Raw genomic sequence first — 19498 nt, 5'->3', positions numbered from 1 at the left:
GCACGTTTCGTACAAAGGTGACAGCGCAGTGTAGTCAGCTCATGATGTCACGGTAGGCGGCGGCGAGCCGGAGCGAGTCGTGCTGGCCGGGGTTGCCCGCCGTCGCCACCTTGGCCACGACCAGTTCCGCGCCGAGCGTCGCGGCCGCGCGCCGCAGCGCCGGCTCGTCGACGACGACCGAGGGGTCGGCCAGCACGACGTCCAGCCGCATCCCCGGGGCGTGCGCCGCGAGGACCTCGAGGTGCCGCTCGGCGGTGAAGCCGGACGTCTCCGAGGTGTCCAGCTCGAGGTTGAGGTTAAGCAGCCGTCGCGCCCGGGTGCGGACCAGGGCCTCGCGCAGCTCCGGCACGAGCAGGTGCGGGATGACCGAGGTGAACCACGACCCGGGCCCCAGCACCACCCACTCCGCGTCGTCGATGGCCTGCACCGCCTCCGGACTGGCGGGAGGGTCCTGCGGGACCACCGCGATCGACGCGACCTGGCCCGGGGTCTTGGCGACCGAGGCCTGACCCCGCACCGTGCTGAGCGCATCGGGCTCCGCCGGGTCCAGCCCCCGGACGACCGCCTCGATGGTGAGTGGCACGGCGGCCATCGGCAGCACCCGTCCGCGGGCGCTGAGCAGCCGGCCGACCATGTCCAGACCACGCACGGTGTCGCCGTAGTGCTCCCACAGCGACAGGATCAGCAGGTTGCCGAGGCTGTGACCGCCGAGGGGCCCCTCCCCCGCGAACCGGTGCTGCAGCACCGCCGCCCACGTGGTGCCCCACTCGTCATCGTTGCAGAGCGCCGCCAGCGCCATACGGAGGTCACCGGGGGGAAGGACGTCGAACTCCTCGCGCAACCGGCCCGAGGAACCGCCGTCGTCGGCGACCGTCACGACCGCGGTGATCTGGTCGCTGACCAGGCGCAGGGCAGACAGGGTCGCCGCCAGGCCGTGGCCTCCCCCCAGCGCCACGACCCGGGGGCGACTCACTCGCGCCCCAGGTCTCGGTGGACGGTGATGGTGCCCACCTCGGGGCCGGACAGCTCGCGCGACAACCGCTCGGCGACCGCCACCGAACGGTGCTTGCCGCCCGTGCAGCCCACCGCCAGCGTGACATAACGGCGTCCCTCGCGGACGTAGCCGCTGATCATCGCGTCCATCATCGCCACGGCCCGCTCCACGAACTCGTCGGCGCCCAGCTGGTCGAAGACGAAGCCGGCCACCTCGGGGTCACGGCCGGTCTTGCTGCGCAGCTCGGGCACCCAGAAGGGGTTGGGCAGGAAGCGCATGTCGAGGACGATGTCGGCGTCCAGGGGTATGCCGTACTTGAACCCGAAGGACATGACCGCCACCCGCAGGCGCGGCCCTCGCTCGGAGTCGAAGATCTGGGCCATCTTGGCCGAGAACTGGTGGACGTTGAAGCCGCTCGTGTCGACGATCGTGTCGGACACCGAACGGATGTCGCCCAGCCGGCGCCGCTCCTCCTGGATCGCCTCCAGCAGTCCCCCGTCACCCTGCAGCGGGTGCGGACGGCGCACGCTCTCGAAGCGGCGCACGAGCGTCTCGTCGGTCGCGTCCAGGAAGACGACCCGCGGCTGCCAGCCCAGGTCGCGCAGCTCCTGCAGCGCCTCCGACAGCGACTCGAACATGTCCCTCGACCGGACGTCGACGACGGCCGCGACCCGCAGCACCTCCGGCTGCTTGTCCCGCAGCAAGGTCGCCATCGGCGCCAGCATCTGCGGCGGCAGGTTGTCCGTGACGTACCACCCCGTGTCCTGCAGCACGTTGGAGGCCGTCGACCGTCCAGCGCCGGACAGACCCGTCACCACGACGAACTCGTGGCGCCGCGACACGAGCGGCATGTCCGCGGTGTCAGGATCGCCGGACCGCCGGGAGGGTTCGCCCGGGCGGGCGTCGGACTCGCGCTGCTCGGTCGGCTCGACCACAGGTGGGCTCCTTGTCGGGTGGGCGGGTCGGCGTCAGTCTAGCCAGCGGAGACGCCGCGGCGACGCAGCGCGAGGGGCCTCGCTCGTCCCTCGCTCGTCCCTCGCTCGTGTCCTCACGCTCTCGTCGCCACTCCGGGCCTCGCTCGTCCCTCGCTCGTGTCCTCACGCTCTCGTCGTCACTCCATTCCCTTCGGAGCGACTCCTCGGCGCTCCGGGCCTCGCTCGTCCCTCGCTCGGGTCCTCACGCCGTCGTCGTCACTCCATTCCCTTCGGAGCGACTCCTCGGCGCTCCGGGCCTCGCTCGTCCCTCGCTCGGGTCCTCACGCCGTCGTCGTCACTCCAGCACCTCACCGGTCGTGAGGTTCACCGCCGGCTCCGCCTGCTCCCCCGCCAGCCGGGCGTGCACCACCTGCGCCAGCGCCGGGCCGATGCCCTGCACCTCCTGCAGCTCCTCGGCGGTGGCACCGCGCAGCCGCTTGACGGAGCCGAAGCTCCGCAGCAGGGCCTTCTTGCGGGCCTCGCCGAGCCCCGGTATGCCGTCCAGCGCGCTCGTCGTCATTGCCTTGGACCGCCGCTGCCGGTGGAAGGTGATCGCGAAGCGGTGGGCCTCGTCGCGCAGCCGCTGCAGGAGGTAGAGCCCCTCGCTCGACCGCGGCAGGATCACGGGGAAGTCCTGGTGCGGGACCCACACCTCCTCGAGCCGCTTGGCCAGCCCCACGAGGGCCACGTCGTCGATGCCGAGCTCGTCGAGGACCCGCTGCGCCGCGTTGACCTGAGGCAGGCCACCGTCGACCACGACGAGCTGCGGGGCGTAGGCGAAGCGGCGGGGCTTGCCCGTCTCGGGGTCGATCCCCGCGGGCGTGTCGGGGAGCCCGGCTCCTGGGTCCCCGGCCGACCCCGCGGCGGTGCCACCTGCGGCGACCTCCCCGGCGACCTCCCCCTCACCCTCTGCGGTGGTGCTCCCCTCGGTGAGCGTCTCGCCCTGCGCCTCCGCCTGCGCCAGGTGTCGGCGGAAGCGGCGCATGAGGACCTCGCGCATGGCGGCCGTGTCGTCGACGGTGGCGCCCGACGTCTCGTCCCCCCGCACGATGAACCGGCGGTACTCCCCCTTGCGCGGGAGCCCGTCCTCGAACACGACCATCGACGCCACGACGTTGGTGCCCTGCACGTGCGAGACGTCGTAGCACTCGATCCGCAGGGGGGCCTCGTCGAGCTCGAGGGCGTCCTGCAGCTCCTGCAGGGCCTGGCTGCGGGCCGTGAGGTCACCGGCGCGCGTGACCTTGTGGCGGGCGAGCGCCTGGTCGGCGTTGCGCCGCACCGTCTCCATGAGCTGACGCTTGTCGCCCCGCTGCGGCACGCGGACCTCGACCCGGGCCTGCCGCAGCTCGGTCAGCCACTGCTCGACGGCCTCGGCGTCCTCGGGCAGCACGGGGACGAGTACCTCGCGCGGGACGCCCTCGCTGCTCTCCCCGCCGTAGACCTGCTGCAGCAGCCGCTCCATGAGCAGCGGCAGGGACGCGACGTCCTCGGACTCGCGCTCCACCACCCAGCCGCGCTGGCCGCGGATGCGCCCTCCGCGGACGTGAAAGACCTGGACGGCGGCCTCGAGCTCGTCGTCGGACACCGCGAAGACGTCGGCGTCGGTCGCGTCGCCCAGCACCACCGCTGACTTCTCGAGGGCCTTGGTCATCGCCCCGAGGTTGTCGCGCAGCACGGCGGCGCGCTCGAACTCCAGGGCGGACGACGCGGCCTGCATCTCCCGCTCTACGCGGCGCACGAACCTGGTCGTGCTGCCGGCCATGAACTCGCAGAACTCGTCGGCGATCTCGCGGTGCTCCTGCGGGCTGACCCGGCCGACGCACGGCGCCGAGCACTTGTCGATGTAGCCGAGCAGGCAGGGTCGTCCGACCTGCGCGGCCCGCTTGAAGACCCCCGAGCTGCACGTCCGCACCGGGAACACCTTGAGGAGCAGGTCGAGGGTTTCGCGGATCGCCCAGGCGTGGCCGTAGGGCCCGAAGTAGCGCGTGCCCTTGCGCTTGGCGCCGCGCATGACCTGGGCCCGCGGGAACTCCTCGCCCATGGTGACCGCGAGGTAGGGATAGGACTTGTCGTCGCGGTACTTGACGTTGAACCGAGGGTCGAACTCCTTGATCCAGGAGTACTCCAGCTGCAGCGCCTCGACCTCGGTCTTGACGACGGTCCACTCGACCGAGGCCCCGGTCGTCACCATGCGTCGGGTCCGCGGGTGCAACGCACCGATGTCCTGGAAGTACGAGCTCAGCCGCGACCGCAGCGACTTCGCCTTGCCGACATAGATGACCCGCCCCTCCTTGTCACGGAAGCGGTAGACGCCCGGGTCCACCGGGATCTCCCCCGGGCGGGGTCGGTAGGAGGAAGGATCAGCCACCCGACAACCCTATGTCGCAGCACCGACAGGCCCTCCACGACGACCTCCACCACGACCTCCACGACGACCTGCACGACACTGCCGGCGACGACGGCCGCCCGCGCCCGTCATTCGTTCGGCCCAAACGACCCGAGTGGCCTGCGGCGGCGTCCGGGTTTGCCGCAAGCGGTCGCTCTGCGGCGACGAACGGTCACCCGGGACCATGACCCGGCGCCAGCCGGGCGGCATACGGAGGCAAACACAGCCAAAAGCACGGGGTGACGCGCCAAGTCACTGGTCACGGGGAGGTCACAGTCACGCTGCGGCTTCGACCGGACCCTGGTAGGACCTGCCCAGCCGCCCTATTGTCAGCCGCACTTGAAGCGGTCGTCGACGATGACGGCGGCTCCCCACACCCTCTGGGAGGAAACGTGCAGCAGCGATCCTGGATGACCCTCGGTGCCACAGCACTGGCGGCGTCCCTCGCACTGTCGGCCTGCGGCTCGCGCGAGGCATCCACGACCAACACCGGCTCCGCGGGCTCCGGCTCGGGCGCCACCAAGACCGCCAAGATCGGCGTCATCGCCCCCGTCTCGGGCGACCTGTCCGCGCTGGGCCTCGGCATCCAGCACTCGGTCGAGCTCGCGGCCAAGAAGGCCAACGACAGCAACGCCGTCCCCGGCTGGAAGTTCGAGGTCGTGACCAAGGACGACGAGGCCAAGCCCGACGTCGCCAAGAACGCCGCGACCGCGATCGCCGCCGACAAGGACGTCCTGGGGGTCGTGGGGACGCTCAACTCCTCGACCTCGCAGTCCGTCCAGCCGGTGCTCTCGACGGCCAAGATCGTCCAGATCTCGCCCGCCAACACCAACCCCTCGCTGACCCGCGGAGCCAAGTTCGCCGACTCCCCGCAGCGGATGTACCCCTCGTACTTCCGCACCTGCACCACCGACTCGGTCCAGGGCCCGTTCGCGGCCAAGTACCTCCTCGACCAGGGCATCAAGCAGGTCGCGACGATCCACGACAAGAAGACCTACGGCCAGGGCCTGGTCGAGGCCTTCACCGCGGAGTTCAAGAAGGGCGGCGGCACCGTGGTGGCCGCCGAGACGATCAACCCGGACGACTCCAACTACGGCCCGGTCATCTCCAAGATCAAGCCGTCGGCCCCCAAGGCCATCTACTACGGCGGTGAGTACCCGCAGGCCGGCCCGCTGTCGCAGCAGGCCAAGTCGGCCGGTCTCGCGGTCCCGGTGATGGGTGGCGACGGCATCTTCGCCGCCGACTTCATCAAGCTGGCCGGCGCCTCGGCCACGGGTGACCTCGCCACCTCGGTCGGCGCCCCGACCGACACCCTCGAGAAGGGCAAGACCTTCCTCGCGGACTACAAGACCGCCGGCTACAAGGAGCCCTCCGAGGCCTACGGCGCGTACTCCTACGACGCGGCGAACGCCATCATCGAGGGCGCCAAGACGGCCCTCAAGGACGCCAAGTCGGTCGAGGACGCCCGCGCCAAGATGGCCGACGCGGTCGGCAAGGTCGCGATCGACGGCGTGACCGGCAAGGTCGAGTTCGACGAGTACGGCGACACCAAGACGCGCACCCTGACGGCGTACAAGGTCGAGGCCGGCAAGTGGGTCGCCGCCAAGACCGGCACCGCCTGATCGGGAGATCGCCTGACGAGCTCCATCGGAGGCGGGGAGGCCAACCCTCCCCGCCTCCAACCCCTGTCATCACTCGATCGAAGGTGCCCGCATGCATTTCCTGCAGTACCTGGTGGACGGAGTGACCCTCGGTTCCCTCTACGCCCTGATCGCCGTCGGCTACACCGTCGTCTACGGCATCGTCCAGCTCATCAACTTCGCGCACGGCGAGGTCTTCATGATCGGCGCGTTCGGCGCCATGTCGACCTACCTGCTGCTGTTCAAGGGCCAGACCTCGATCTGGATCCTGCCCGTCCTGATCATCGGCGCCATCCTCGCCTCGGTCCTGACGGCCGTCCTGATGGAGCGCGTGGCCTACCGGCCGCTGCGCAACGCACCCCGGCTCGCCCCGCTCATCACCGCCATCGGCATCTCGGTCCTCCTCCAGGAGGCCGTCCGCCTCTTCTACGACCGGCCCGGGCTCTTCGTCGACTGGAACCCGCTCGAGTTCCCCAGCGCCAAGTCCAAGATCTCGTTCCCGCAGATCGAGGGCGTGACCGGCGCGGCCTGGAGCCTCGGCGGCGTCAGCCTCGCGCGTCCTGCGCTGTTCACGATCGCGTCCCTGCTGGTCTCGGCCGCCTTCCTGTGGTGGTTCGTCAACCGCACCCGCACCGGTCGCGGCATGCAGGCCGTCTCCCAGGACCCTGACACCGCCCGCCTCATGGGCGTCGACGTCGACCGCATCATCGTCGTGTCCTTCGCGCTCGGCGCGGCGCTGGCGGCCATCGCCGGCGTCGCCCAGGGGCTGCAGGACGGCACCATCGGCTTCCGCATGGGCTTCCTCTACGGCCTCAAGGCGTTCACCGCCGCCGTGCTCGGAGGCATCGGCAACATCCAGGGCGCCGTCGTCGGTGGGATCGCCCTCGGCATCGTCGAGGCCTTCGCCACCAACCTGTTCCCCTCCGACTGGAAGGACGTGTGGGCCTTCGGGCTCCTCATCGTGTTCCTCGTCTTCCGCCCCCAGGGCATCATGGGCGCTCGGGTGGTGGACCGGGCATGAGCACCGTCACCTCTCCCTCGGGCGACCCCCGTATGTCGCGACGCGGGGCCGCCGCCACTCCTGCGGACCTCGAGCCCCGACTGACCCGTGCGTGGATCGTCGGCATCGTCGGATCCGTGCTGCTGATCGCCAGCGCCTTCCTGCCCTGGACCTACGACCCGTCCCTGCTGGGCAACGTGACCATCGCGGGCTACCCCGCGCCGGTGCAGCTGATGGCAATCGCCCTCGGCCTGCTCGCGCTGTTCATGACCCTGGTCCGCAAGGGGCCCCTAGCACGCCTGGGCCGGCGCCTCGGCTCGCCGTCGGGGCTGAAGCGCCTCGGCGCCGGCGCCCTGGTGTTCATGCTGCTGGTGCTCGCCGGGGTCGCCACCTCCGACCCGGCCCTGATCGCCGCCGCCGACCCCGGCCTGTGGATCGGCGTGGTGGGCGCCGCCCTGATCGCCGCCGCCGGCTTCCTGCTGCCGGTGCACAAGGCTCGGGCCGAGCCGCACCAGCGCTTCGCCGGCTGGGTCGAGATCCTCATCATCGTGGCGCTCGTCGCGCTGGTGCTCTTCGGCGCCGCCTACGGCCTCGGCATCGAGGACGCCTGGGTGTTCGTGCTGTTCCTGACCTTCGTCTTCGCGGCCGGAGCCGGCCTGTCCGGCGGCGGGTTCTTCGACTGGCTCTCGGTCGTCGCGGCGCACCACAGCCGGGTCCTGCTCCTGGCGACCTTCATGGCGGCGTTCGCCTTCCCGTTCACGCAGGGTGGGTCCAACGCCAACATGTCCATCGCGACCCAGGTCATCATCTTCGCCGCCACCGCGATCGGCCTGAACATCGTGGTGGGTCTGGCCGGCCTGCTCGACCTGGGCTACATCGCCTTCCTCGGCGCCGGTGCCTACGTCGCGGCGATGCTCTCGGAGTCCACCTTCGCGACGATCGGGTGGCACCCGCCGTTCCTGGTCGTCGTCCTGATCGGCGCCTGCTTCTCGGCCGTCATGGGCCTGATCATCGGCGCCCCCACCCTCCGGGTGTCGGGCGACTACCTGGCGATCGTCACGCTGGCGTTCGGCGAGATCTTCCGCCTGGCGATGAACAACCTCGACGGCACCCACGGGCCCAACCTCACGCGCGGGCCCAACGGCATCCCCGCCATCCCCGACCTGGAGTTCTTCGGCTTCAACTTCGGCACCACGCACAACATCTTCGGCGTGGACATCCCCCGGTTCGCCAACTACTACTTCCTGCTGCTGCTGCTGATCGGCCTGATCACCCTGGTGTTCAGCCGCCTCAACGACAGCCGCATCGGACGTGGGTGGATCGCGATCCGCGAGGACGAGAAGGCCGCCGAGGCCATGGGCGTCAACGTGTTCGGGCTCAAGCTGCTGGCCTTCGCCGGCGGCGCGTTCCTGGCCGGCCTCGCCGGCACGGTCAAGGCCCACCACGACCAGTCCGTCACCCCGGACCAGTACCAGTTCCTCGAGTCCGCCTTCCTGCTCGCCGCCGTCGTCCTCGGCGGCATGGGGACCATCGGCGGCGTCCTGCTCGGTGCCGTGGTGCTCAAGCTGCTGCCCGAGAAGCTCCGGTTCTTCAGCGAGTACCGCCTCCTGATGTTCGGGCTCCTGCTCGTGCTGATGATGCGCTTCCGGCCCGAGGGCCTGGTCGCCAACAAGCGTCGGCAGCTGGAGTTCCACGAGGAGGACGAAGAGCTGGCCGACGAGGTCCAGCACGTTCACGTGGAGAAGGTGTCATGAGCACGCGAGTCGACGAGCGCCCGGGCGACCAGCCCTCGGGCGCGCCCACCCCCGGCGGAGCCGTCCTGCTGGAGGCCCGCGGCGTCACCATGCGCTTCGGTGGCCTCACGGCCGTCAACCAGGTCGACATGGTCGTCCGCGAGGGCGAGATCATGGGTCTCATCGGCCCCAACGGCGCCGGCAAGACGACCTTCTTCAACTGCCTGACCGGGCTCTACAAGCCCACCGAGGGCCGGGTCGCGCTGTCGGGCAAGGAGATTCCGCCGAAGCCCGGCCTGGTCGTCAAGGAGGGGATGGCCCGCACCTTCCAGAACATCCGCCTCTTCGGCAACATGACCGCCCTCGAGAACGTCATGGTAGGTCGGTTCTGCCGCACCTCGGCGGGCCCGTTCACCTCCATCGTGCGCGGCCCGAAGTACCGCCGCGAGGAGCGCGAGACCCGCGAGCGGGCCCAGGAGCTGCTGGAGTTCGTGGGACTGGGCGGCTCGGCCGAGCTGCTGGCCCGCAACCTGCCGTATGGCGACCAGCGCCGCCTCGAGATCGCCCGGGCCCTGGCCACGGACCCCAAGGTGGTGCTGCTCGACGAGCCGACGGCCGGCATGAACCCGCGCGAGACCGAGCAGGCGCAGCAGCTCATCTTCCGGATCCGCGACAACGGGATGGCGGTCGTGGTCATCGAGCACGACATGCGCTTCATCTTCACCCTCTGCGACCGGGTGCTCTGCCTGGTCCGCGGCGAGGCGCTGGTCGAGGGCGCGCCCTCGGTCGTCCAGTCCGACCCGCGGGTCATCGAGGCCTACATCGGGAGCCCGGACACGGACGAGTCGGACGCCGAGCTCGACGCCGAGATCGGCAACGAGCTCCACGCCGACAAGGAGGAGGGCCGATGAGCATGCTCGAGGTCAAGGACCTGCGGGTCGCCTACGGCAAGATCGAGGCCGTCAAGGGCATCTCGTTCGACGTCGAGGAGGGTCAGGTCGTGTCGCTGATCGGCACCAACGGCGCCGGCAAGACGACCACGCTGCGGACCATCTCCGGGCTGCTGCGACCCGCCCGCGGCTCGATCTCCTTCGAGGGCAAGCGGATCGACGACGTCCCGGCGCACAAGATCGTCACGCTGGGCCTGGCCCAGTCGCCGGAGGGTCGCCGCATCTTCCCCCGCATGACGGTCGAGGAGAACCTCATGCTGGGCGCCTTCGCCCGCAGAGACGGCTCCCCCGCGGTCAAGCAGGACCTGGAGGCGGCCTTCGAGCTGTTCCCGATCCTGCGGGAGCGCCGCGCCCAGCCGGCCGGGACCTTCTCCGGCGGCGAGCAGCAGATGCTGGCGATGGGACGCGCGATGATGTCCCGCCCCCGCCTGATGCTGCTCGACGAGCCGTCGATGGGGCTGTCGCCGCTCATGATGAAGAAGATCATGTCGACGGTGCAGACCCTCAAGGCCCAAGGCACGACCATCCTGCTGGTCGAGCAGAACGCCAATGCGGCGCTCAAGATCTCCGACGTCGGCTACGTCCTCGAGGTCGGCAAGATCGTCCTGCGCGGCACCGGCACAGAGCTCCTGTCCTCGGACGAGGTGCGCAAGGCCTACCTCGGGGAGGAGTGACCGCACCGTTGCGGTGACCGTGGCCGCTGACGGCGTCTGCTGACGGTGGGCTCCGACCCCGCACGACCCGGGGGTCGGGGCCCACCGCCGTGCTGTCACCCCGCAGCCGCCGCCTCGAGCGCGGCGACGTCGAGGCGCACCATGGTCATCATGGCGGCGTTGACCCGCGACACCACCTGCGGGTCGGGCGAGGAGAACAGCTCGAAGAGCCGGCGCGGCACGACCTGCCAGCTGAACCCGAACCGGTCCTTCAGCCAGCCGCACTGCGACTCCTGCCCGCCCACGAGCAGCGCCTCCCAGACGCGATCGACCTCGGCCTGGTCATCGCAGACGACCTGGAGGGAGACGCACTCGCTGAAGGGGAACTGAGGTCCGCCGTTGAGCCCGGCATACGGCCTGCCGTCGAGCTCGAACTCCACCACCATGACCGACCCCGGCTCCCCCTTGCCGCCGTCCTGGGGATAGGGGATGTCGGTGAGGATGCGTGAGTTGGGGATGACGGACGTCCACAGCCGGGCGGCGTCCACCGCGTCGCCGTCGAACCAGAAGACCGGGGTGACTCCTTGCATGGTGGTGCCCCTCTCGTCGGGTGCCCAGCCGTATGCCGGTGCGCCCTCCCCCAGTCTGGACCCGGGCCATCGCGCGCGGAACCCGCTCGACCCTTGCGGTACCGGTCCGGCCGGGCGTAACGTACAACCATTCTGTTGTATATCTGAGGAGAAGCCGTGCGCCCCATCATCGTCACCGCGTTCATGTCCCTCGACGGTGTCATGGAGGCCCCGGGTGGCGAGCCCGGTCACCGCAGCAGCGGCTGGACCTTCAAGGACATCGAGCTCGACCCCGCCGCCTACGAGCTCAAGGGGCGCGAGCAGGAGGAGGCCGGCGCCCTGCTCGTCGGTCGCACGAGCTACGAGGCGTTCGCCCCGGTGTGGCCGTCCATGACCGAGGAGTTCCCCGGCTACAACGCGATGCCGCGCTACGTCGTGTCCACGACGCTAGAGCAGGAGGACCCCCGCTGGCCCGCCACGATCCTGCGCTCGCTCGACGAGGTGGCCGCCCTCAAGGAGTCCGACGGCGGCCCGATCATCGTCCACGGCAGCGCGACCCTCGGGCACGGCCTCGCCGACGCCGGCCTGGTCGACCGCTACCACCTGCTGGTGTTCCCGGTCCTCCTCGGTGCGGGCAAGCGACTGTTCAGCGACACCGACAAGGACAAGCAGCCCCTCGAGGTCGTGGAGTCCCAGACCTATCGGAACGGGATCACCAAGATCGTCGCCGACGTCCGGCGCTGACCCGTGGGCCCCCTGACGCAGGCACCTGCGGGCGCGGCCTCCGCCGACGCAGCCACGGACCGCGTCCTGCGCGCGCTGGCCGACAGCACCCGCCGCGACATCGTGAGCCGCACCCTCGCCGCTCCCTGCTCGGTCTCGGAGCTGGCCCGCGACTACCCCATGAGCTTCGCCGCCGTCCAGAAGCACGTGGCGGCGCTGCAGTCAGCCGGCCTGGTCACCAAGACCCGGCGAGGGCGGGAGCAGCTCGTCAGCGCCGACGTGCAGACGCTCAGGACCGCCAGGGCGGCGCTGGAGGCGCTCGAGGAGACCTGGCGCGGCAGGATCGACCGGATGGGCGAGATCCTCGCCCAGGACGCACACGCTCAGCACGCCCCTCACGACAGCAAGGAGTCGTCATGACCGTCACCGACATCACCAAGGACCTGCAGGCGCGCACCATCACGGTGACCGCGTCCTTCGACGCGCCCGTCGACGCCGTGTGGGAGCTGTATGCCGACCCCCGCAAGCTGGAGCGCTGGTGGGGGCCGCCAAGCCACCCCACGACCGTCACGGAGCACTCGCTCGTCCCGGGAGGTGCCGTGCGCTACGTCATGACCGGGCCGGAGGGCGAGAAGTACCACGGCTACTGGTCGGTGCGGGAGGTGCAGCAGCCGCAGCTCCTCGTCGTCGAGGACGGCTTCGCCGACGCCGAGGGCAACCCGTCCACCTCTCTGCCGAGCTCGTTGATGCGCATCTCGCTCGCGGAGGAGGCGGGGCGCACGACGCTGACCGCCGTGACGACCTTCGCCAGCCAGGAGGGCCTGCAGCAGGTCCTCGACATGGGGGTCGAGGACGGCACCCGCCAGGCCATGGACCAGATGGACGACGTGCTCATCGGGTGACGGCGCTCACCGCAGCGCAGCGGCATAGGACCTCACCCTCCGCAGCTCGGCGAGACGGGCCTCCCAGGTCACGCCGAGCGCGACGAGGACGGCGCCACCGACGGCCAGGGGCAGCCACGGCGGCAGCAGGCTGACGACCGGTGCGCACAGGGCCAGGGCGAGCGCCCCCGCGGCCAGGGCACCGACGTAGAGGTGGGCCGCCCTCCGGCGAGCAGCGCCGAGGGCGGTCAGGGCGACGGCGGCGACGATGCCGACCAGCGCCCGCACCGAGGTCGTGTCGACGACGCCCATCATCGTCGTGGGCGCGAGGGCCATCACCAGGGCCGGGAAGGCCGGCATCGACGGGGTGCGGAGCGTGAGCGTCTCCGGCAGCGCCCAGGCGCCGAGGCAGCACGCGGCCACCAGCGTGTAGGCCTCCGGCGTGGTGACGTCGGCCCGCGCCAGCAGCAGCCAGCAGGCCACGAGCAGCTGACCGGTCGCCACCATGCCCAGGGCTCGCCGCCGCCGCATGGCGGACCAGGCGGCGCAGCCTGCCGCGCCGACCAGCAGCACCGCCACCAGCTGCTCGGTGTCACCTCGGGTCAGGGCCAGCGCTGCTCCCCACCAGACGATGGCGGAGGGATCGGGGGCGGAGCGTCGGGCGTGGAGCGCGCCACCCGCCACGACGACCGCCGCCACGACAGCGGCGCCGACGGACGGGATCCATCCGGCGGCCCACCCTGCGTCCCACCCGGTGGCCCAGCCCCCGCTCGAGGCGGCACTGTGGGCGCACCAGGGCACGACGAGCGCCGCGAGGACCGGGGTCGCCGGGCTGAGCCCGACGAGGCGCGGCAGATCGACGCGCCCGCCACGGAACGCGCCAGAGACGACGACGATCGCGGTCAGCGCCAGTGCCGACGCGGGCCAGGTCCAGACCAGCGAGCCCGGCTCGGGGACGGGACGCGCGGCCCGCCAGAGCCCGACCGCGAGACCGGGCGCGACGGCGCTCGCGGCGACGGCCAACCCCGGCGCCATCGCGAGCAGGATGCGTCCGTCACCCGTCAACCGCCTCACGGCCGCCCCGGTCAGACCGACCGCCGCGACCACGACCAGCGACGTCCAGGCACTCCCCGCGAGCGAGAGATGCCGTGCGGCCGACAACCACCACCCGGCGAGGACGATGCCGGCCGCCACGTCGAGAGCCAGACCGGCCCTGGCCCAGCCGGGCACCGTGGACCAACCGGGCACCACGGACCGGCCGGGCCCCGTGGACCGGCCGACCGGCGTGGTTCGGCCGGCCGCGGTGCGCGCACCCACCAGCAGCACGAGCGCCAGCCAGGGCAGCGCCCATCCGACCAGCAGGGCGGCGCCGGTGACGCGCTCGGCCCGCATCGCATCGACGGCCTCCCCCATCGTGCCGAACGAGACCAGGACGAGGACGAGGCACGCGGCCCCGACGGTGGCCGGTGACCGTCGCAGGAGGGCGGGACGGCGCACCAGCGCGGCCACCACCACGGGGATGCCGGCGACCGCCAGGGCTCCGAGCCACGGCGCGTGCCCGTGCACCTGCTCCGACAGCAGCAGCCCCAGGCCACCCAGCCCGAGCGCGCCGGCCGCGTCCGCGCTGCGCCACTGGACCCCGTGCGTCAGGCCCCGGCGCAGGACCCTCCAGCCCACCAGGCACAGGGCGGCGAACCCGACGGCCAGGACGATCCGTGGCTCCGACGCGCGGGGCGCGGCGACGGCCACACCGATGAGGTGGAAGCCGATGGCCAGGGCACCGGCCGTCTCGGCCGACCCGGGCAGGTCGCGGCGACGCAGGACCGCCGCGGCCCCGACGGCACCCACCGCGAGCCCCAGCATGACCACCAGGCGGGCCTGCCACGGCAGGAGCATCCACGTGACCAGGGCGAAGACGCTGCCCGCACCCAGCAGGCACAGCGCCCCCACCAGGAGGAGGGTGCTGCGCACGGTGGTGTGACCGACGGGCTCCGAGCCTGGAGCGAGGTCGCCCTGCCTGGCTGGAGCTGCCTTGGCCAGGCCGGCATGAGCCACGTGTCCCGAAGCAGCCGCCGGACCCGAAGCAGCCGCCGGACCCGAGGCGGCCACCTGACCCGACGTGGCCGCCTGGGCGGCGGGCGCCGTTGGCACGACGTGCTCGTCCGCGCAGAAGGCGGTCGGGTCGGCGATGAGGGCGCCTCTGGTGCGGTCCGCCTCCGTGAGGAGCCACGCGAGCCGGCCCACCGTCGGGTGGGTCAGCCGCAGGCGGCACCCGGGACACCGGGTGACGGAGGTGGGGAGGTCGGCGCTGCAGACGGGGCAGGACTGGGGGTCGAAGAACCTGGCCATGAAGCACATGCTGACCAGGACGCGACGCCCCGCCCAGAGTATGCCTACCCAGGTGACCCCCAGCCTCGTCCCGAAGCGGCGCGAGGGTCAGGCGGAGCGCGGGGCTGCGGCCTTGCGCGGTGCTGACGTCGTGGCGGCGGCCTTCTTGGCGGTTGCCTTGCCCTTGGTCGTGGACGCCGCCTTGCCGGAGGTCGTCGCCGCGGCCTTCTTGGCGGCGGCCTGGGCGGCCTTGGCTGCCTTCTTGGCCGCACCCTTGACCGGCCGCTCCACCGGCGCCGCCATGGAGACGTCGGACCGCTCGGTGGTCTTGGCCAGCACCGGCCCGAGGAAGCGACCGGTGTAGGAGCCCGGCACCTCGGCGACCTGCTCGGGCGTGCCGGTCGCGACGACCGTGCCACCACGGTTGCCGCCCTCGGGCCCCATGTCGACGATCCAGTCGGCGTTCTTGATGACGTCGAGGTTGTGCTCGATCACCAGGACCGTGTTGCCCTTGTCGACCAGCCCCTGCAGCACCAGCAGGAGCTTGCGGATGTCCTCGAAGTGCAGACCCGTGGTCGGCTCGTCGAGGACGTAAATGGTGCGGCCCGAGGAGCGCTTCTGCAGCTCCGCGGCCAGCTTGACGCGCTGCGCCTCGCCGCCCGACAGCGTGGTGGCCGGCTGCCCGAGGCGGACATAGCCGAGGCCCACCTCGACCAGGGTCTTGAGGTGGCGGGAGATCGCCGGCACGGCCTCGAAGAAGGTGGACGCCTCCTCGATGGGCATGTCCAGCACGTCGGCGATCGTCTTGCCCTTGTAGTGCACCTCGAGCGTCTCGCGGTTGTAGCGGGCGCCGTGGCACACCTCGCAGGGGACGTAGACGTCCGGGAGGAAGTTCATCTCGATCTTGATGGTGCCGTCGCCGTTGCAGTTGTCGCAGCGACCGCCCTTGACGTTGAACGAGAACCGTCCCGGCTGGTAGCCGCGGATCTTGGCCTCGGTGGTCTGCGCGAAGAGCTTGCGCATGTGGTCGAACACCCCGGTGTAGGTCGCCGGGTTGGAGCGCGGCGTGCGGCCGATCGGCGACTGGTCCACGTGGACGACCTTGTCGAGGTGCTCCAGACCCGTCACCGTGCGGTGCCGCCCGGGCACCTGACGGGCACCGTTGAGCTTGTTGGCGAGCACGGTGTAGAGGATGTCGTTGACCAGGGTCGACTTGCCCGAGCCGGACACGCCGGTCACCGCGACGAGGTTGCCCAGCGGGAAGGACACGTCCACGCCGTGCAGGTTGTGCTCCTTGGCGCCGACGACGGACACCTCGCGTCCCGGCTCCTGCGGGCGGCGGACGGCCGGCATGGGGATCTCGCGACGGCCCGACAGGTAGCGCCCGGTGAGGGACTCGTCGTTGGTGAGCAGGTCGGCCACCGACCCGCTGTGGACGACGTGCCCGCCGTGCTCGCCGGCGCCCGGGCCGATGTCGACGACCCAGTCCGCGGTGGCGATGGTGTCCTCGTCGTGCTCGACGACGATCAGCGTGTTGCCGAGGTCCCGCAACCGGGTCAGCGTCTCGATCAGCCGGTGGTTGTCCCGCTGGTGCAGGCCGATGGAGGGCTCGTCGAGGACGTAGAGCACACCCACCAGCCCGGACCCGATCTGCGTCGCGAGGCGGATCCGCTGCGCCTCGCCGCCGGACAGCGTGCCGGCCGGACGGTCCAGCGAGAGGTAGTCGAGGCCGACGTCGAGCAGGAAGCCGAGCCGCGCGTGGATCTCCTTGATCACCCGCTCGGCGATCTGCTGCTCGCGGGCCGTGAGCTCCACGTCGCGCAGGAAGGCCGCGCACTCGTCGATGGACAGGGCGCACACCTCGGCGATCGACCGGCCGCCGAGGAGGATCGACAGGATCTCCGGCTTGAGGCGCGCTCCGTTGCAGGCCGGGCACGGGATCTCGCGCATGTAGCCCTCGTAGCGCTCGCGCGACCACTCGGACTCCGTCTCGGCGTGCCGCCGCCGCACGAACGGCACTACGCCCTCGAAGCCGGTGGTGTAGGACCGGTCCCGGCCGTAGCGGTTGCGGTACTTGACGTGGACCTTGTAGTCCTGCCCGTGCAGCAGCGCCTCCTTGGCGCGCTCGGGCAGGGATCGCCAGGGCGCGTCCAGGCTGAACGACAGGTCCTTGGCCAGCGCGTCGATGACGCGCAGGAAGTAGTCCTGGGCGCCGGAGCCCTGGGCCCACGGGGCGATGGCGCCGTCGCGGATGCTCAGCTCGTCGTCGGGGATCAGCAGGTCCGGGTCCACCTCGAGCTCGGTGCCCAGGCCGGTGCACTTGGGGCAGGCGCCGAACGGGGAGTTGAACGAGAAGGACCGGGGCTCCACCTCGTCGATGGACAGGGGGTGGTTGTTGGGGCAGGCCATCTTCTCGGAGAACCGCCGCTGCTGCGGGAGGGCCTGGCCGTCGTCGTCGACGTCGCCGCCGTTGACGTCGACGAAGTCCACGATCAGGATGCCGCCCGTCAGTCGCAGGGCCGTCTCGACGGAGTCGGTGAGCCGCCGCTTGCTGGTGCTGTCGTCACCCTTGGCGACCAGGCGGTCGACCACCACCTCGATGGTGTGCTTGCGCTGCTTCTCCAGCGTCGGCGGCTCGGTCAGCGACACGGTCTCGCCGTCCACCCGCGCGCGGGAGAAGCCCTTGGTCTGCAGCTCGGCGAACAGGTCCACGAACTCGCCCTTGCGGCCCTGGACCACGGGAGCCAGCACCTGGAAGCGCGTGCGCTCGGGCAGGGCGAGCAGCTGGTCGACGATCTGCTGCGGGCTCTGGCGGCCGACGGGCTCGCCGCACACGGGGCAGTGGGGGTGCCCGGCACGGGCGAACAGCAGCCGGAGGTAGTCGTAGACCTCGGTGATGGTCCCCACCGTCGAGCGCGGGTTGCGGTTGGTCGACTTCTGGTCGATCGAGACCGCCGGGGACAGTCCCTCGATGAAGTCGACGTCGGGCTTGTCCATCTGGCCGAGGAACTGACGGGCGTAGGCGGACAGGCTCTCGACGTAGCGACGCTGGCCCTCGGCGAAGATCGTGTCGAACGCCAGCGACGACTTGCCCGAGCCCGACAGCCCGGTGAAGACCACCAGGGAGTCGCGCGGCAGGTCGACCGAGACGTTGCGGAGGTTGTGCTCGCGCGCTCCACGGACGATCAGGCGGTCGTGGGCGCGGCGAGGGGCGACAGAAGCATCAGGCACGTCCGCAATGCTAGGGGCCACCACCGACATACCCCCTCCCTGACACCGCGGCACCTCGCCCCGGGCGCCCGCGCGCTGCCAGGCACCTCTCCCCCGGCTCGTCTAGTCTTGTCCGTATGACGGACGCCCCGGCCCAGCAGCACGCCGCCGACCTCGCGCTGCTGCGGGTGGAGTCGGCGCGCCTCGTCGCCACCGTCGAGGCGCTGGGCGCGGACGGCATACGGCACCCGTCTCTGTGCGAGGGCTGGAGCCGGGCCCACGTGATCAGCCACGTCAGCCGCAACGCGCGGGCGATGCTCAACCTCGTGGCGACCGTCGAGGGCGACCCGACGCCGATGTACCCCTCGCGCGAGGAGCGGGACGCCGACATCGAGCGCGGCGCGGCATCGTCGTACGACGACCTGCTCACCGAGCTGCGCGACACCTGCCAGCAGATCGTCGACGCCCTCGCGGCCATGCCCAAGGCCGCGCTGACCCAGACCGCCCAGGCCGGCAACGACCCTGCGGCCATGACCAGGCTGGCGGGCGCCGACCTCCCCGGCCACCGGCTCCGCGAGGTCGTGTGGCACCACGTCGACCTCGACGCGGGCCACACCTTCGCCGACGCCCCGCCCCAGGCCGTGCGGCGCTGGTTCGACGAGGCCGTCGCGGACCTGCGGACCGACGCCCGGTGCCCGTCGATGACCCTGCGCACCGACGAGCGCGACGTCGTCGCCGTCGGCGACGGCCGCCCCACCGTCAGCGGGCCTCGGGCGGGCCTGCTCCTGTGGCTCGTCCGTGGACGACCCGACCAGATCGTTGCTCCCTCCCCCGACCTGCTCCCCGATCTCACACCCATGGAGGACCTTCCGTGACCTACACCGGCGACGTCGCCCCCGGCGGCCCCAGCGACGTGCGCGAGCTGCCGCACCTGACCATCCGCAAGGCCGCGGTGTCGTCCATGCACAACAACGTCTACCTGCTCACCGACCGTGCGACCGGCCGGCAGCTGCTGGTCGACGCCGCCGACGACGCCGGCCGGATCACCGCCCTGGTGGCCGAGGGCACGGGCCGGCTGGACCTGCTCGTCACGACGCACCAGCACTGGGACCACACGCGGGCGCTCAAGGACGTCGTGGAGGACACCGGCGTCGAGACCGCCGCCTCCGCGGCGGACGGCGCGGCGCTGCCGGTCCGTCCTGACCGCGAGCTCGCGCACGGCGACACGATCACCCTGGGCGAGAGCACCCTCACGGTCATCGAGCTGCGCGGTCACACCCCCGGCGGGATCGCCCTCGCCTACGACGACCCCGAGGGCGACTCGCACCTGTTCACCGGCGACAGCCTGTTCCCCGGTGGCGTCGGCAACACCAAGAACCCCGGCCAGTCCTTCGACCAGCTGATCGACGACGTCGAGACCCGCATCTTCGGGGAGTACGACGACGCGGACTGGGTCT

At 71.4% G+C, this 19498-nt stretch carries 16 protein-coding genes; 10 read left to right on the top strand and 6 right to left on the bottom strand.

From position 1 onward, the window contains the following. Nucleotides 1-34: 34 nt before the first annotated feature. The 3 genes from B4E97_RS01065 to uvrC form a co-directional block, all read right to left on the bottom strand. On the bottom strand, nt 35-973 hold the full coding sequence (locus tag B4E97_RS01065) for a gluconeogenesis factor YvcK family protein (RefSeq protein ID WP_029210504.1): 939 nt from the start codon (nt 971-973) through the stop codon (nt 35-37). After that, on the bottom strand, nt 970-1845 hold the full coding sequence (gene rapZ, locus B4E97_RS01060) for an RNase adapter RapZ (protein WP_034251598.1): 876 nt from the start codon (nt 1843-1845) through the stop codon (nt 970-972). The genes B4E97_RS01065 and rapZ overlap by 4 nt, the downstream gene beginning before the upstream one ends. 418 nt (nt 1846-2263) lie before the next feature. Continuing rightward, nucleotides 2264-4336, bottom strand: a complete 2073-nt coding sequence (uvrC, locus tag B4E97_RS01055; RefSeq protein ID WP_286958332.1) for an excinuclease ABC subunit UvrC — start codon at nt 4334-4336, stop codon at nt 2264-2266. 410 nt (nt 4337-4746) lie between these two features. Between uvrC and B4E97_RS01050 the strand changes: the two genes are divergently transcribed. From B4E97_RS01050 to B4E97_RS01030, 5 genes are all read left to right on the top strand, one after another. Beyond that, nucleotides 4747-5976: a branched-chain amino acid ABC transporter substrate-binding protein gene (locus B4E97_RS01050; RefSeq protein ID WP_037214377.1), complete on the top strand. Its 1230-nt coding sequence runs from the start codon at nt 4747-4749 to the stop codon at nt 5974-5976. A 91-nt stretch (nt 5977-6067) separates the two neighbouring features. Beyond that, nucleotides 6068-7015, top strand: coding sequence for a branched-chain amino acid ABC transporter permease (locus B4E97_RS01045; RefSeq protein ID WP_029210501.1), 948 nt, complete (start codon nt 6068-6070; stop codon nt 7013-7015). After that, a complete protein-coding gene (locus tag B4E97_RS01040) occupies nt 7012-8748 on the top strand; it encodes a branched-chain amino acid ABC transporter permease (protein ID WP_286958331.1) in 1737 nt (578 codons plus the stop codon). The genes B4E97_RS01045 and B4E97_RS01040 overlap by 4 nt, the downstream gene beginning before the upstream one ends. Next, the gene (locus tag B4E97_RS01035; RefSeq protein WP_019286040.1) at nt 8745-9638 is read left to right on the top strand and encodes an ABC transporter ATP-binding protein; all 894 of its coding nucleotides are present in this window, start codon (nt 8745-8747) and stop codon (nt 9636-9638) included. Before B4E97_RS01040 ends, B4E97_RS01035 begins: the two co-directional genes overlap by 4 nt. A gap of 2 nt (nt 9639-9640) precedes the next feature. Beyond that, nucleotides 9641-10351, top strand: coding sequence for an ABC transporter ATP-binding protein (locus B4E97_RS01030; protein ID WP_275442271.1), 711 nt, complete (start codon nt 9641-9643; stop codon nt 10349-10351). Nucleotides 10352-10446: 95 nt separating this feature from the next. On the opposite strand, the gene B4E97_RS01025 is transcribed toward B4E97_RS01030, so the two are convergent. Further along, nucleotides 10447-10920, bottom strand: a complete 474-nt coding sequence (locus B4E97_RS01025) for a VOC family protein (protein ID WP_239263563.1) — start codon at nt 10918-10920, stop codon at nt 10447-10449. A 156-nt stretch (nt 10921-11076) separates the two neighbouring features. On the opposite strand from B4E97_RS01025, the gene B4E97_RS01020 reads away from it, so the two are divergent. The 3 genes from B4E97_RS01020 to B4E97_RS01010 are packed head-to-tail and all read left to right on the top strand — an operon-like array spanning nt 11077 to nt 12524. Then, on the top strand, nt 11077-11643 hold the full coding sequence (locus tag B4E97_RS01020) for a dihydrofolate reductase family protein (protein ID WP_239263561.1): 567 nt from the start codon (nt 11077-11079) through the stop codon (nt 11641-11643). Between the two features lie 3 nt (nt 11644-11646). After that, nucleotides 11647-12042, top strand: coding sequence for an ArsR/SmtB family transcription factor (locus B4E97_RS01015; RefSeq protein WP_376783670.1), 396 nt, complete (start codon nt 11647-11649; stop codon nt 12040-12042). Next, nucleotides 12039-12524: an SRPBCC family protein gene (locus B4E97_RS01010; RefSeq protein ID WP_019286046.1), complete on the top strand. Its 486-nt coding sequence runs from the start codon at nt 12039-12041 to the stop codon at nt 12522-12524. Before B4E97_RS01015 ends, B4E97_RS01010 begins: the two co-directional genes overlap by 4 nt. 6 nt (nt 12525-12530) lie before the next feature. Here B4E97_RS01010 and B4E97_RS01005 read toward each other — a convergent pair whose 3' ends face one another. Then, complete coding sequence (locus B4E97_RS01005; protein ID WP_286958330.1) at nt 12531-14852, bottom strand: SCO7613 C-terminal domain-containing membrane protein; 2322 nt, start codon at nt 14850-14852, stop codon at nt 12531-12533. An 87-nt stretch (nt 14853-14939) separates the two neighbouring features. Beyond that, nucleotides 14940-18092 (bottom strand): excinuclease ABC subunit UvrA, encoded by a 3153-nt coding sequence (gene uvrA / locus B4E97_RS01000; RefSeq protein ID WP_286958329.1) that lies wholly within the window; start codon nt 18090-18092, stop codon nt 14940-14942. A gap of 86 nt (nt 18093-18178) precedes the next feature. Between uvrA and B4E97_RS00995 the strand changes: the two genes are divergently transcribed. Together B4E97_RS00995 and B4E97_RS00990 are read left to right on the top strand one after the other, a co-directional pair. Continuing rightward, nucleotides 18179-18916, top strand: coding sequence for a maleylpyruvate isomerase family mycothiol-dependent enzyme (locus B4E97_RS00995; RefSeq protein ID WP_286958328.1), 738 nt, complete (start codon nt 18179-18181; stop codon nt 18914-18916). After that, nucleotides 18913-19498: MBL fold metallo-hydrolase (locus B4E97_RS00990; RefSeq protein WP_286958327.1), on the top strand; the 586-nt coding region annotated here is incomplete at its 3' end. The genes B4E97_RS00995 and B4E97_RS00990, both read left to right, overlap by 4 nt.

Source organism: Arsenicicoccus sp. UBA7492 (assembly GCF_002479615.1).
In the GTDB taxonomy this organism is placed as follows: Bacteria; Actinomycetota; Actinomycetes; order Actinomycetales; family Dermatophilaceae; genus Arsenicicoccus; species Arsenicicoccus bolidensis.
The sequence above is the reverse complement of the archived record's forward strand: the minus strand, read 5'-3'. Positions and strand labels throughout refer to the sequence as shown.